Consider the following 12785-nt stretch of genomic DNA (forward strand, 5'->3'; position numbering starts at 1 on the left):
GCCAGAGGGCGCAGGGTCGCAATATGTCAAAGCATATCGGCGATTTCGACCTCTTCGGGCGAGATATGGGTGGTAAGGATCAGTTTTTCCACACCCTGCGCATGGGCCGTATCAAAGGCACGTGCATAGGTCGGGTCGATATCGGCGGCCAGCGCGAACCGGTCGCAATCGGTGCGCTGCACCAGATACAGCATGATCGCCCGATGCCCCTGCTGTGCCATCATGGCCAGTTCCGCCAGATGTTTGGCGCCGCGCGCGGTCATGCTGTCGGGAAACTCGGCCAGGCCGGGCTGTCGGCTGAGTGTCACGCTTTTGACTTCGACATAGGCATCCGGCAGGCCCGGCTGGCTGAGCAGAAAGTCGATGCGGCTGTTCTGGCCGTATTTCACCTCGGGTCGGACCGTTTCGTAGGCGGCCAGCGCTGGAAGCGCGCGACGTTCCAGCGCAGCCTTCAGCGCCCGGTTCGGAACCGAAGTGTCGACACCGGTGAAATGGCCGTTTTCGTGATCGACCAGCCGCCATCCGAATTTCAGCTTTTTCTTCGGATCGTCATTCGGCTCCAGCCAGATCTTCATCCCCGGTTCGGCCAGCCCCATCATGGAGCCGGGATTGGCGCAATGGGCGGTCACCTCGCGCCCGTCCTCCAGCCGGCAATCGGCCAGAAAGCGTTTGTAGCGGCGGATCAGGCGGGCGGGGACAAGCGGGGTCGCAAACTGCATGACCCCTCGCATATCGCAGCCCCGCCCGCTTGCAAAGGGTCAGGCCACGCCCGCCATCACCCCGCCATCGACATCCCAGATCGCGCCGGTGACCCAGGCGGTATTGTCCGACAGCAGATGCTGAATGGTGGCTGCCACATCTGCCGGTCGGCCGACACGCCCAATGGGGTGAAAGCCGTCGAAGCCACCGGTCAGCGTTGCCTCGATCTGTTCGGGCTCGATGAAGGCGCCATAGATCGGCGTGACCACCACCGCCGGAGAGACCGCGTTTACCCGGATGCCATGCGGCGCCAGTTCCATCGCCAGGTGCTGGGTCAGCGCGTGCAGGCCGGCCTTGGCCATGAAATAGGCCGAGGACGGCGTGGCGCGTACGGCCTGTTTGGCCCACATAGAGCCGATATTCACGATCGCGCCGCCGCCATGGGCCACCATGTTGCGCGCCACCGCCTGGGTCAGCAGAAATGTCGCCCGGTTCAGGCTCATGTAGCGGTCATAATCGGCGGCCTCATGCTCCAGAAAGGGTTTCGGTGCAAAGACACCGGCGGTGTTGACGAGGCCGTGGATATGGCGCGGCTCGGCGCCGATGCGGGTGATCAATGCCTCGACAGCGTCGGTGTCGGTCAGATCGGTGCGGATGATATCCGCCGCCGCGCCAAGCTCGGCCTTGGCCGCCTCCAGCTTGGCCGCCGAGGATCCGACCAGCGTGACATGGCCGCCCTGGGCCACGATACGCCGGGCGGTTTCCAGGCCCATACCGCTGCTGCCGCCGATGATCAGGGTGGTTTTGTTGTTCATGAGATGAATCCCTATCTACTGATAGGTAGGTAAATTGACATTGGCACGGGTAATTGCAACCCCTATCTATAGGTAGGTAAAAATATTCCGATCACGAGAGCGTGGGCAGATGAGCCAACCCGACACGGTGACCCGCATTCTGGACAGTGCCGAGCGACTGGCGCGGCAGGGCGGCTATAACGCGTTCAGCTTTCGTCAGATCGCCGCCGAGATCGGCGTGAAGCCGGCCAGCATCCACTATCACTTTGCCACCAAGGAGGATCTGGGGGCCGCCCTGGCGGAACGCTATGCCAACAGGTTCCTCAAGGCGCTGGGCGACCCCGAGGAGGGGGAGCCGCCGCAATTGCTGCTGCGCTATATCGACGCCTATCGCGCGGCCCTGGTCACGGACGAACTGATGTGTCTGTGCGGTATGTTCGGGGCCGAGATCGGGTCGCTGCCGAACCCCGTGGCGAGGCAGACGCGCGGGTTCTTTGAACGCAATCTGGCATGGCTGACACGCGTTTTTACCCGTGCGAACAGGGTCGATCCGGACAGCTGCGCCGCCCGCACCATCGCCACGCTCGAAGGCGGGATGATCCTGGCGCGCGCCATGGGGGACATGGCGCTGTTCGACAAAAGTGTTCGCGCGCTGAGCGCGGAAATGCCGGTGGCGTGACGCTGCTCTCTTGCAGGCGGGCACAGGACCGATATTTTCGGTTCAGAACTCAGGGAAGGGGCCCATCATGCCAAACCCAACTGCCGCCATGCTTGTCATCGGGGACGAGATCCTGTCGGGCCGCACCCGCGACGCCAACATGTACCATCTGGCCGGGGAACTGACCAAGCACGGGATCGACCTGAAAGAGGTGCGGGTCGTCAGCGACGACGCTCCCGCCATCGAGGCGGCGGTGAGGGCGCTGTCCGACGGGTTCGACCACGTGTTCACCAGCGGTGGCATCGGCCCCACCCATGACGACATCACCGCCGATTGCATCGCCCGCGCCTTTGGCGATCATATCGACATCCGCGCCGATGCGCGCGCCCTTCTCGAGGCGCATTATGCCAAGACCGGGCTGGAGTTGAACGCGGCCCGCCTGCGCATGGCCCGTATCCCTGATAGTGCCACGCTGATCGACAACCCGGTCAGCACGGCGCCCGGTTTCACCATCCGAAATGTGCATGTCATGGCCGGTGTCCCCAGCGTGTTTCAGGCGATGGTCGCCAGTATCCTGCCGACACTGACCGGCGGTGAGCCGTTGTTGTCGCAGACCCTGCGCATCGACCGGGGCGAGGGCGACATCGCCGCCACCCTGACGCAGCTTGCTGCGGATTTTCCCGATCTGACGATCGGGTGCTACCCGTTCCAGATCAACGGCGCGTTTGGCGCCAACGTGGTGGTGCGGGGCACCGATGGCGCGCAGATCGACGCCGCGGTCACCCGGCTTGCTCGGGAGACCGCGCAATGACGCCTGACTGGTTCGCGGTGGTCGATGCGACCTGGCCCGCCGCCGAACGCCGAACCGCAGGCAATCTGACCTTGCGCGAGGGGCGCGGTGGCGGCAAGCGGGTCTCGGCCGCCTCTGCCCTGGACCTTGTTTCCGAAGGCGAGATCGACGCCGCCGAGGCCGCGATGCGGCAAATGGACCAATCGCCGCTGTTTCAGCTGCGTCCCGGTGACGAGGCGCTGGATATGGCACTGGAAGAACGCGGTTACACTATAATCGACCCGGTCAATATCTATGCTTGTCCCGTCACCCAATTGACCGATATCCCGATCCCGCGTGTGACCGTCTTTGCCCTGTGGGAGCCGCTGGCCATCATGCGAGAGCTATGGGCGCAGGGCGGCATCGGACCCGCCCGCCTCGCCGTGATGGACCGGGTCACCGGGCCAAAGACCGGCCTTCTGATGCGGCATCGGGACAAGCCGGGCGGTGTGGCGTTTGTCGCCATCCATGACGGTGTCGCCATGTTGCATGCGCTGGAGATTCCGCCGCATCAGCGCCGTCAGGGCTTGGGCCAATGGGCGATGCGCGGCGCGGCCTTTTGGGCGATGGACAACGGCGCCCATACCCTTAGCGTGATCTGCACCAAGGCGAACGAGGGCGCCAACGCGCTCTACCGCTCTCTCGGCATGCAGTTGGTCGGAGGGTATCATTATCGCCTGCTGGAGGAGAAAGAGACCGTATGACCGACCAGACCCGCCCCACCGCGCTGGACCTGCCGATGGTGGACCCGTTGCCGCCCGAGACGCAGAAGTATTTCGACATCTGCGTGGAAAAGCTGGGCATGGTGCCCAATGTGCTGAAGGCGAACGCGTTCGACATTGCCAAGCTCAATGCCTTTACCGCGATGTATAACGACCTGATGCTGGCACCCAGCGGCCTGAGCAAGCTGGAACGCGAGATGATCGCGGTTGTGGTTTCGTCGATCAACAAGTGTTTCTATTGCCTGGTCGCGCATGGCGCTGCCGTGCGGCAGTTGTCGGGCGATCCGAAACTGGGTGAGATGCTGGTGATGAACTATCGCGTGGCGCCGCTGGATGCGCGTCAGCGCGCGATGCTGGATTTCGCCGCCAAGATGACAACCGCCAGCGCCGAGATCGAGGAGGAGCATCGCCAGGCCCTGCGCGATGTGGGGTTCAGCGACCGCGACATCTGGGACATCGCCAATGTCGCCGGTTTTTATAACATGTCGAACCGGGTCGCCAGCGCCACGGCGATGGTGCCCAATGACGAGTATCATTCACAATTCCGATGATCGTCAGGCTTGCCCTCTGCGCCGCACTGGCGGCGACACCTGCACTGGCGCAGGAGTTGAGCCTGACCTTGCCGCAGGGTAGCCGGCAACTGACCGAGCGTATTCGCGCGCTTGACAGCTATGCCTTGCCGACCGGTGTACACGGGGCCGAGGGGGTGCCCTCGGTTCAGCTCGAGGGGCGGATCGAAAAGCGCACCTGGCGGATCAGCATCGGCTCCAAGACCACCTTGCAGGTCTTCGCCCCGCTGCGCGACCAGATACTTGAGGCCGGATACGAGATCCTCCTCGATTGCCCGGCCGAGAACTGCGGCGGCTTCGATTTCCGCTTTGCGACCGAGGTGGTGCCCAGCCCTGACATGTATGTGGCGGTGCGTGACTATCGGTTTTTGTCGGCGATGCGCGGGGACGAGGCGCTGAGCCTTTTGGTCAGCCGCAATCCGCCCGATGCATATGTCCAGCTGATCCAGGTGTTTCCAGCCGGGTCGGTGGCAACCGATCCGGTCACGGTCGAGAAACCCGCTGCGGCGACGGTGCCGCTCGATCTTGCCGGGAGGTTGCAGACTCGGGGCAGGGTGATCCTGTCGGGGCTCGACTTTGCCACCGGGTCGGATGCGCTGGGCGCCGGGCCTTTCGATACGCTGGCCGAACTGGCGCAGTTGCTTCTGCGGAATGGTGACCTGCGGCTGGTTCTGGTCGGGCACACCGATACGGTCGGCGGGTTGGAACCCAATATCGAGTTGAGTCGAAAACGTGCTGTGGCGGTGCGCGCGCGGCTCATTGAGGAATACGGCATCCCTGCCGCACAGCTTGCCGCTGACGGGGTGGGCTATCTCGCCCCGATTGCCAGCAACCTCACGCCCGAGGGCCGCGAGGCCAACCGCCGGGTCGAGGCGGTACTGCTGTCGCGATAGCCTGTCTCGGGACACCAACCCATCGACTGACCGGGCTCGTTTGCGCCCGGAGCGATATCAGTGCCGTGGATGCAGCGAACCGGGCAGATCATCCTTGCCCCGAGGCGCCCTCATCTGTGCGGCAAGCCAGTTAGGACCGGCCAGAAACGGTTTCAGCAGCGGGTTCTTCTGCACATCCGCCTTAAATTTTTCGAACTGCATCACATTGTCGATGCGCCGGTCGAGGAATTCCCAAGTCGCCTCGTGCGCCGGGCTCTCATCCCCCAACCAATAGAGCACGGTCGCCGAATAGACCGCCGATAGCGTGGCACGTTTGGTATACCAGTTCACGTCGTCCGAGGTATCGCCCAACGCGGTCCAGATCGCATCGCAGGTCTGCCAGATCGCCTTTGCCCCTTCGCCCGCATGGGCGGGCAGGGCAAACAGGGTCACACCACGGCGCACCGCCTCTTTGTCCTCGACCGCCTCAAGCCGGAACCGCACCGCCGCCGCAATCCGGTCGCGGAATCGGAGGTCCGAGAGATCCTCCGCAGCGAGCCGTTCCAGCATCGCCGCATCGCCCCGCGCATGATAGGCCAGCGCCAGATCGACCGCCCCACGCGGGCAGATGGCGCGGGCGAAATCCATGTCCAGCCCGGCATCGGCGACCGCCGCACGAAAGGTTTCCTCGGTCCAGCCGTCAAAGGCGACATGGGCCAGCGCCGCATCCAGCAGGCGGTTCCGGGCCTCTTCATAGGTCAGGGACATGGGCGATCTCCTTGTTCTGATCCCTATCTAGACAACTTGGTCCCGCTTTGCTATACGGCGGGCTCCTGCAAATCCTTGCAACTCAACTTAGAAAGGTGGTGAAAACCACATGCAGGTTAGTGTTCGCGACAACAACGTCGATCAGGCGCTTCGTGCCCTGAAGAAAAAGCTGCAGCGTGAGGGTGTCTTCCGCGAGATGAAGCTCAAGCAACATTTCGAGAAGCCGTCCGAGAAAAAAGCGCGCGAGAAGGCTGAAGCGATCCGCCGTGCCCGTAAACTGGCACGCAAGAAAGCACAGCGCGAAGGCATGCTCTAAGGCATTCGCTCTCGTCCGGCTTTGGATGACACTATTTGACGACCCCCGTGGCCCGGCCTCGGGGGTTTGTCGTTTTTTGGGGTTTTGACCGTTTTGTACAGGCTCCGGCATCACATTTCAGCCGCTCTTGCCGCGTCGTCGCTGGTGCAAAAGACCTGACGCGCCGCGCGAGATTGGGCTAGGCTGGGCGCATTCGATCAAGGAGGCGCCGGATTTGGCGGAGGTTCAACCCGAGTTCACATCGCGATTGCCGCGCTGGCTGGCGTGGTATCTTGAGTATGGGCTGGAGGGGGAAGGAAAGCGTCAGCGGCGCAAACACTTTGCTCTGAACGTTATTTCACTTACCGCAGGTTTAAATACATCGGCCTTCGTAGCCGGTTATTTGCTTTTTGACTGGCGTCTCTGGCCAGCTGCTTTCGTCGCCAGCCTTGTTACAATTTTTTACCTCAGTTTGCCCGCTGTTTTTCATGCTCTGCCTAAAACACTGACCTTGCTTTACGTCGTATTGGGGTCGTGCGGCTTTTTCTTTTGGCTCACCTATCTTCTTGGATCGGGGTCTGGCCTATACTTTTTTCTCTTGATCGTTCCCGGCGCAATACTTGTGGTTCTCGGACCAGCGTGGCGCACGCACCTAACCACAGCTGTAGTCATTTGCTCTGGCACTATTGTAGCGATTCTTCTCATCAATGGGGAACCGGCACTTGCAGCAGGCAATTCAAAGAGCCTGCAGACCACATTGATCATTCTTTCTGTTTTTGGGACGTGCATACTTTCAATAGCGGTCGCTTATGTCGCTTTTCTTCAAGCCGAAACCGCCGAAGACGCGCTCGAAGCCGAACATGCCCGCTCCGAGGCCCTGCTCTACAACCTGCTCCCCACCGAGATCGCCGCCCGGCTCAAGGACGCGCCCGATCAGACCATCGCCGACAGCCTCGACCACACCGCGATCCTGTTTGCCGATATCGTCGATTTCACCCCGCGCTCGGCCCGGATGACGCCCGAGGAACTGGTGAGCTTTCTCAACCGCATCTTTTCCACCTTCGACGAGCTGGCCGCCAAACACGGGCTGGAGAAGATCAAGACCATCGGCGATGCCTATATGGTGGCCGCCGGTCTGCCCCAGCCCGTCGACCGTCCCGTCCATCGCGTCGCCGAGATGGCCTTCGACATGCTCGCCGCCCTGCGCGCCCTATCGGACGAGATCGACGAGGCGATCGAGATACGCATCGGACTGCACGCCGGCCCCGTGGTTGCGGGCGTGATCGGGCACCAGAAGCTGTTCTACGACGTCTGGGGCGACACGGTAAACACCGCCTCCCGAATGGAAAGCCACGGAGCCGCAGGTCGCATCCAGGTCACCGCCGCCGCACGCGAGGCGTTGCAGGACGCCTATGATTTCGAGCCGCGCGGGGCGGTTGAGATCAAGGGGATCGGCAGGCTGGAGACATGGTGGCTGGCGCAAAGGACCTGACTTGCAAAGCGAGACTGGGGTAGGCTGGACGCATTCAATCAAGGAGGCGCCGGATTTGGCGGAGGTTCAACCCGAGTTCACAACCCGATTGCCGCGCTGGCTGGCGTGGTATTTGAGCTATGATTTGGCAGGCAAGGAAAAGAGGGAAAGACGACAGCAGCGGGCTTTGAATTTCGTGGCTTTGGGCGGAAGCCTGTCCGCATCGTCCTATGTCATCGTTTACTTGCTTTTTGATTGGGGGCTCTGGCCAAGTGCCTTGGGCGCCGCGATCAATGCGCTCATCTTGATCAGCCTGCCTTTCATTCGCAAACGCAGTAGGACGTGGACCTTTTTTGCGGGCGCGATTGTGGTAAGCCTCAACCTCGTTTTTCTTACCTATCTTATCGGTATCTCATCAGGAATCTACCTGCTGTTGTTTATTGTCCCTGGGGCGGTCATGCTGATTTTCGGCCCAGCGAGCACCGATCTTCTCGCAATCGCATTCGCCACGAGCTTGGCTGGCGCGATTTTTTGCACCGTGTTCGTCTCTGAGCCAGCTCTAAGTGCTGCAAACCATGATGGCTTACAAAAGGGCCTCATGATTACTTCCATTGTCAGCGTATTGGCACTCGTTGTCTTTCCTGCCTACCTAGGCTTCCTGCGCGCCGAGCGCGCCGAATCCGCCCTCGAAGCCGAGCACGCGCGCTCCGAGGCCCTGCTCTACAACCTGCTCCCCACCGAGATCGCCGCGCGGCTCAAGGACGCGCCCGACCAGACCATCGCCGACAGCCTAGATCACACCGCGATCCTGTTTGCCGATATCGTCGATTTCACCCCGCGCTCGGCCCGGATGGCGCCCGAGGACTTGGTGAGCTTCCTCAACCGCATCTTCTCTACCTTCGACGAACTGGCCGCGAAACACGGGCTGGAGAAGATCAAGACCATCGGCGACGCCTACATGGTCGCTGCCGGTCTGCCCCAGCCGGTCGACCGCCCCGTTCATCGGGTGGCCGAAATGGCGTTCGACATGCTGGATGCCCTGCGCGATCTCTCCGCCGAACTGAACGACCCCATCGACATCCGCATCGGCATCCACGCCGGCCCGGTGGTGGCCGGGGTGATCGGCCACCAGAAGCTCTTCTACGACGTCTGGGGCGACACCGTGAACACCGCCAGCCGGATGGAAAGCCACGGCCAGCCTGGCCGTATCCAGGTCACCGCTGCCGCGCGTGAGGCGCTGAAGGACGCCTATGACTTCGAACCGCGCAGGGCGGTCGAGATCAAGGGGATCGGCAGGCTGGAGACCTGGTGGCTGACCGCGCGCGGTGCGCCTATCGCTGACGCATGACGCCGAGGCCGCGCCGGCGGACGAGGCGGCGACCGCGCATCGTCTCGCGGAACAGGATCAGAAGGCCCGAGCCAACGATCAGCAAGAGCCCGATCCAGGTGGACATCACCGGCAGCACCCCGAACACCACATAGCCCCATAGCACCGCCCAGGGCAGATAGGTGTATTCGAACGGGGTGACGACGCTGGCCTCGGCCATGCGATAGGCCTGGCTGAGCGCGAAGAAGCCGATGCCCGAGGTCACGCCCAGCGCCGCCAGCGCCAGCCAGTCCATCGGCGCGGGCGCGATCCAGTTCCGGTAGAGAAAGGCTAGGCTGGGGTGCGGCGAGGCGGTTTCCAGCCCCGAGAACACCAACCCCAGCACGGTGCCCCCGACGATATAGACCAGCAGGGTCACCAGCGTCATGGTGCCGCCATTGGTACGGTTGCCCAGACGCCGCGTGGCGATGATCGAGACCGCATAGAACAACGCCGCCGCCAGTGCCAAAAGGGCCGCCGGTTCGAACACCGACGCCCCCGGCTGCACGATCACCAGCACCCCGGCCATGCCGAGAAACACCGCCAGCCAGCGCCAGAGGCCGATCTTCTCGCCCAGAAACACCGCCGCCAGCAGGGTGACGAAGATCGGAGTGGAAAAGGTGATGGCAGCCGTCTCGGCCAGGCCGATGGCGGCCAGCGCCATGTAGTAGACCAGGTAGGATAAGAAGGCCGCCACCGCGCGGGTCAACTGCAACGACCACGACCCGATCTTGAGCGGCCAGAGCGAACCTTCGTACCGGGCCATGGCCATCGCGACCGGCAAGGCGAAGACCGAGCGCCAGAACACGATCTGATGCACCGCGAAATCGCTGCTGAGGCTTTTGATGATCACGTCCTGGATCGGAAAGATCGTGGTCGCAAGGAGCAGGAACAGGATGCCAGTCAGCGTGGTTGCGCCCTCTGGCTGATCCGCCCCGGCGGAGAGATTCGGATCGGCTGCGGTCATCGTATCTTTCCCTTGGCGCCTCTCCATGTCGCCCCGGATCGAATCGTCGGTCTTGTCGAGGGACGACAGAGAGGTCGCGAACCGGCCCGATCGTGGTCTGCAAAACCAGTTTTCTGCCAAAAGTCGGGTTGGGCACGCGCGGCGCTCCGCCGGAGCTGGAAACGGGGGTTTGGCCGTGCGCCTTCCCGCCCAGTGTCCTGACCTCATCCGGCAAGGCGGCGCCGCGAATCCCCCCTTGGCGCCCGCCCTTCTATGCCGACGTCCCGTCCTGCGCCAAGACATGGCCACTCGACACAGCAACAGGACTTTTGACCATGTCACAGGCAAGTACTCTCGAAAGGGAAATGCTGGAGCTTATCAATAACGAGCGGACCTCGCGGGGGCTGAACCCGGTCACGCTCGAGCTCAAGCTCAACGATGCCTCCGAGGATCACAGCAAGTGGATGCTGGAGCGCGATGTGTTCTCGCATACCGGGGTCAATGGCAGTTCTCCAGGGGATCGCATCGAACAGGCCGGGTTCCAGTTCGAGGGCAATTCGATCTGGGCCGAGAATATCGCATGGCAGAGCGAGCGCGGCGCGCCGGGCCTGTCGGATGATGTGCAGAACCTGCATGAATCGCTGATGAACAGTCCCGGCCACCGGGCCAACATCCTCAACCCCGATGTGACCCTGGTGGGGATCGGGATCGAACGCGGTGAATTCGAAGGCTATGACGCTGTCATGGTGACTCAGAATTTCGCGCGTACCGATGCAGAGGTGGAATTGGATACAGGTGCGCCGACGCCCGCGCCCGAACCGACGCCTGAGCCGACACCCGAGCCGGAGCCGACGCCCGAGCCAGAGCCGACGCCTGAGCCAGAGCCGACGCCTGAGCCGACGCCTGAGCCGGAGCCGACGCCCGAGCCGGAGCCGACGCCGACGCCGACGCCCGAGCCCGAACCGACGCCGACGCCCGAACCCGAGCCGACGCCGGAACCCGGAAACGCTTGCGACGGGGGCGATGGGCCGGATTTGATCATTGCCGATAAGGCCGGCGGACAGGCCCGTGGCAATGGCGGCAACGATATCATGATCGGTAGTCGCGGCATGGACATCTTCTGGGGTGATGCGGGCGATGACATCCTGATCGGTGGCCACGGCAAGGACAAGCTTGCTGGGGGTGACGGCGATGACATGCTCTTTGGCGGTCGGGGCAAGGACATGCTCGCCGGTGGCAAGGGAGATGACTTCATAGCCGGTGGTCGCGGCAAGGACGTGATCGATGGCGGCGAAGGCGACGACCTGATGCTGGGCGGCGCAGGGGCGGATACCTTCCGCTTCTCGATCGGCAAGGATGTTGCACGCGATTTCGGTGCGAGGGGTCAAGCCGATCAGATCAATCTGGGCAAGGCCGATGGTATCGCCGATTTCGATGATCTCAGGTCTAACCACCTGACCGAGGTGGATGGTGATGCGGTGATCACCGATGCGGCGGGCAACAGCCTGATCCTGTGCGGTGTCCAGATGGACATGCTGGACGCGCAGGACTTCCTGTTCTGATCAATCCTCCCGCGGTGCCGGATCCCAACGGGCCGGCACCGTGATCGGACCACGGAAGGCCCAGCCGCCGAACCGGGCCTCGCCATCCAGTGCGAGGCCCGGTAACCGCTTGAAGAGGAGCGGCAGCGCCACTTCTCCGATCAGCGCTTTTGATGCCCAGGCCCCGGCGCAGAAATGCGGCCCGGCGCCAAAAGAGATCGCCGCAGCAATATCCTGATCCAGATCGAAGCGGTCTGGATTGGTGAAAACGCTTTCGTCGCGATTGCCTGATCCGAACATCAGAAACACCCGGTCCTCGGGCTCCAGTGTCACACCCTGCACCGTGGCGCGCTGCGCCACCCGGCGCGGCGACATGCCAATGGGCGAGATCCAGCGGGCATATTCCTCGAACGCGCGCAGCCAGGGTACGGCGCCCGACCGCAGCCGGGCCAGCGCCTCCGGGTGGCTAAGCGCCGCCCAGGCGGTGCCGGCGATGGCGTCGCGCGGCTCGTTCTGGCCGCCCGATATGGCCAGCTTGATATTGGCGCGGGTCTGCGCGTCGCTGAGACCCGCGCGGCGCTGGACCGAGAGCAACGAATGGTCGGGGCTGGCATCCAGCACCGGGATCATCGCGTCAATATGGGAGTCGATCGAGGCGGTGCAGTCGTGACAGCGCGCCTCGACCGCTGGATCACCCGCGTAATTGGCGCAGCCGTCGATCATGCCCTGACTGACCCGGTCCATCTCGGCGGCGCTCATGTTGGTCAGCCCGGTGATCACCTTGAGCGCCTCGGCCGAGACCGGCATGGCATAGTCGCGCACCAGGTCGCAGGCGCCGCGCGGCGCCAGATCGTCCAGAACCCGCTCGGTGGCAGCGCGGAACTGCGCGGTCCAGATCTGTTTCACCGTCTTGGGCGAGACGGTGGGAAAGATCGCCTTGCGCTCGGCCATATGGGCCGCGCCATCCTTGCGCATCATGTTCTGACCCATCAGAACGGTCATCAGCCCCTGTGGCTGGTCCGAGGAGAAAACCTCGACCCGCTTCTCCTGTTCGAAAATGTCATCGCGTCGGGTAATCAGCGTCGCGCCGAGTTGCGGCACATAGGCGATGGGTATCTCGACCCGCATCCGTTTCAAGTCGGGATAGGGATCGGCCCAAAAGGCGCCCGGGTCGATTTCATAGATGGGTGCGTCGGACATGGTTCCTCCGCCGGACAGAGTGACCTGCGCGCCGCGCCTTCGTCAACTGCGTCCC

General features: G+C 63.0%; 14 protein-coding genes. 9 read left to right on the forward strand and 5 right to left on the reverse strand.

The window, feature by feature from the left end; translation table 11 throughout:
• Positions 1-26: 26 nt before the first annotated feature.
• The gene (sfsA, locus tag AC2FLM_RS15490; protein WP_496859048.1) at positions 27-719 is read right to left on the reverse strand and encodes a DNA/RNA nuclease SfsA; all 693 of its coding nucleotides are present in this window, start codon (positions 717-719) and stop codon (positions 27-29) included.
• Between the two features lie 39 nt (positions 720-758).
• Complete coding sequence (locus tag AC2FLM_RS15495) at positions 759-1514, reverse strand: SDR family NAD(P)-dependent oxidoreductase (RefSeq protein ID WP_496859049.1); 756 nt, start codon at positions 1512-1514, stop codon at positions 759-761.
• A gap of 109 nt (positions 1515-1623) precedes the next feature.
• On the opposite strand from AC2FLM_RS15495, the gene AC2FLM_RS15500 reads away from it, so the two are divergent.
• The 5 genes from AC2FLM_RS15500 (at position 1624) to AC2FLM_RS15520 (ending at position 5164) form a co-directional block, all read left to right on the forward strand.
• The gene (locus AC2FLM_RS15500) at positions 1624-2172 is read left to right on the forward strand and encodes a TetR/AcrR family transcriptional regulator (RefSeq protein ID WP_496859050.1); all 549 of its coding nucleotides are present in this window, start codon (positions 1624-1626) and stop codon (positions 2170-2172) included.
• A 67-nt stretch (positions 2173-2239) separates the two neighbouring features.
• A complete protein-coding gene (locus AC2FLM_RS15505) occupies positions 2240-2962 on the forward strand; it encodes a molybdopterin-binding protein (protein WP_234142359.1) in 723 nt (240 codons plus the stop codon).
• Positions 2959-3684, forward strand: a complete 726-nt coding sequence (locus tag AC2FLM_RS15510) for a GNAT family N-acetyltransferase (RefSeq protein ID WP_496859051.1) — start codon at positions 2959-2961, stop codon at positions 3682-3684. Before AC2FLM_RS15505 ends, AC2FLM_RS15510 begins: the two co-directional genes overlap by 4 nt.
• The gene (locus tag AC2FLM_RS15515; RefSeq protein WP_234142361.1) at positions 3681-4253 is read left to right on the forward strand and encodes a peroxidase-related enzyme; all 573 of its coding nucleotides are present in this window, start codon (positions 3681-3683) and stop codon (positions 4251-4253) included. Before AC2FLM_RS15510 ends, AC2FLM_RS15515 begins: the two co-directional genes overlap by 4 nt.
• A complete protein-coding gene (locus AC2FLM_RS15520) occupies positions 4250-5164 on the forward strand; it encodes an OmpA family protein (protein ID WP_496859052.1) in 915 nt (304 codons plus the stop codon). The genes AC2FLM_RS15515 and AC2FLM_RS15520 overlap by 4 nt, the downstream gene beginning before the upstream one ends.
• Positions 5165-5221: 57 nt before the next feature.
• Here AC2FLM_RS15520 and AC2FLM_RS15525 read toward each other — a convergent pair whose 3' ends face one another.
• Positions 5222-5911 carry a COQ9 family protein gene (locus AC2FLM_RS15525; RefSeq protein WP_496859053.1) on the reverse strand — a complete coding sequence of 230 codons (690 nt, stop codon included), beginning with the start codon at positions 5909-5911 and terminating at the stop codon, positions 5222-5224.
• Between the two features lie 109 nt (positions 5912-6020).
• Here AC2FLM_RS15525 and rpsU point away from each other — a divergent pair, with 109 nt between their 5' ends.
• The 3 genes from rpsU to AC2FLM_RS15540 all read left to right on the forward strand — a co-directional run bounded on the left by rpsU (position 6021) and on the right by AC2FLM_RS15540 (position 9025).
• On the forward strand, positions 6021-6227 hold the full coding sequence (gene rpsU, locus AC2FLM_RS15530) for a 30S ribosomal protein S21 (RefSeq protein ID WP_008207378.1): 207 nt from the start codon (positions 6021-6023) through the stop codon (positions 6225-6227).
• Between the two features lie 214 nt (positions 6228-6441).
• Positions 6442-7698: an adenylate/guanylate cyclase domain-containing protein gene (locus AC2FLM_RS15535; RefSeq protein ID WP_496859054.1), complete on the forward strand. Its 1257-nt coding sequence runs from the start codon at positions 6442-6444 to the stop codon at positions 7696-7698.
• A gap of 55 nt (positions 7699-7753) precedes the next feature.
• The gene (locus AC2FLM_RS15540; RefSeq protein ID WP_496859055.1) at positions 7754-9025 is read left to right on the forward strand and encodes an adenylate/guanylate cyclase domain-containing protein; all 1272 of its coding nucleotides are present in this window, start codon (positions 7754-7756) and stop codon (positions 9023-9025) included.
• Here the strand turns inward: AC2FLM_RS15540 and AC2FLM_RS15545 are convergent.
• Positions 9009-10010 (reverse strand): DMT family transporter, encoded by a 1002-nt coding sequence (locus AC2FLM_RS15545; RefSeq protein ID WP_496859056.1) that lies wholly within the window; start codon positions 10008-10010, stop codon positions 9009-9011. The two genes, AC2FLM_RS15540 and AC2FLM_RS15545, sit on opposite strands and share 17 nt — an antisense overlap.
• A 344-nt stretch (positions 10011-10354) precedes the next feature.
• Here AC2FLM_RS15545 and AC2FLM_RS15550 point away from each other — a divergent pair, with 344 nt between their 5' ends.
• Positions 10355-11551, forward strand: coding sequence for a CAP domain-containing protein (locus AC2FLM_RS15550; RefSeq protein ID WP_496859057.1), 1197 nt, complete (start codon positions 10355-10357; stop codon positions 11549-11551).
• Here AC2FLM_RS15550 and AC2FLM_RS15555 read toward each other — a convergent pair whose 3' ends face one another.
• Positions 11552-12730, reverse strand: a complete 1179-nt coding sequence (locus AC2FLM_RS15555; RefSeq protein ID WP_496859058.1) for a cytochrome P450 — start codon at positions 12728-12730, stop codon at positions 11552-11554.
• Between the last annotated feature and the right edge of the window lie 55 nt (positions 12731-12785).

Source organism: Ruegeria sp. SAZD011 (genome assembly GCF_059612545.1).

Excerpts from the sequence above, each read along its gene's own strand:
- sfsA (WP_496859048.1), bottom strand. The coding sequence starts at position 719 with ATGCAGTTTGCGACCCCGCTTGTCCCCGCCCGCCTGATCCGCCGCTAC.
- AC2FLM_RS15495 (WP_496859049.1), bottom strand. The coding sequence starts at position 1,514 with ATGAACAACAAAACCACCCTGATCATCGGCGGCAGCAGCGGTATGGGC.
- AC2FLM_RS15500 (WP_496859050.1), top strand. The coding sequence starts at position 1,624 with ATGAGCCAACCCGACACGGTGACCCGCATTCTGGACAGTGCCGAGCGA.
- AC2FLM_RS15505 (WP_234142359.1), top strand. The coding sequence starts at position 2,240 with ATGCCAAACCCAACTGCCGCCATGCTTGTCATCGGGGACGAGATCCTG.
- AC2FLM_RS15510 (WP_496859051.1), top strand. The coding sequence starts at position 2,959 with ATGACGCCTGACTGGTTCGCGGTGGTCGATGCGACCTGGCCCGCCGCC.
- AC2FLM_RS15515 (WP_234142361.1), top strand. The coding sequence starts at position 3,681 with ATGACCGACCAGACCCGCCCCACCGCGCTGGACCTGCCGATGGTGGAC.
- AC2FLM_RS15520 (WP_496859052.1), top strand. The coding sequence starts at position 4,250 with ATGATCGTCAGGCTTGCCCTCTGCGCCGCACTGGCGGCGACACCTGCA.
- AC2FLM_RS15525 (WP_496859053.1), bottom strand. The coding sequence starts at position 5,911 with ATGTCCCTGACCTATGAAGAGGCCCGGAACCGCCTGCTGGATGCGGCG.
- rpsU (WP_008207378.1), top strand. The coding sequence starts at position 6,021 with ATGCAGGTTAGTGTTCGCGACAACAACGTCGATCAGGCGCTTCGTGCC.
- AC2FLM_RS15545 (WP_496859056.1), bottom strand. The coding sequence starts at position 10,010 with ATGACCGCAGCCGATCCGAATCTCTCCGCCGGGGCGGATCAGCCAGAG.
- AC2FLM_RS15550 (WP_496859057.1), top strand. The coding sequence starts at position 10,355 with ATGCTGGAGCTTATCAATAACGAGCGGACCTCGCGGGGGCTGAACCCG.
- AC2FLM_RS15555 (WP_496859058.1), bottom strand. The coding sequence starts at position 12,730 with ATGTCCGACGCACCCATCTATGAAATCGACCCGGGCGCCTTTTGGGCC.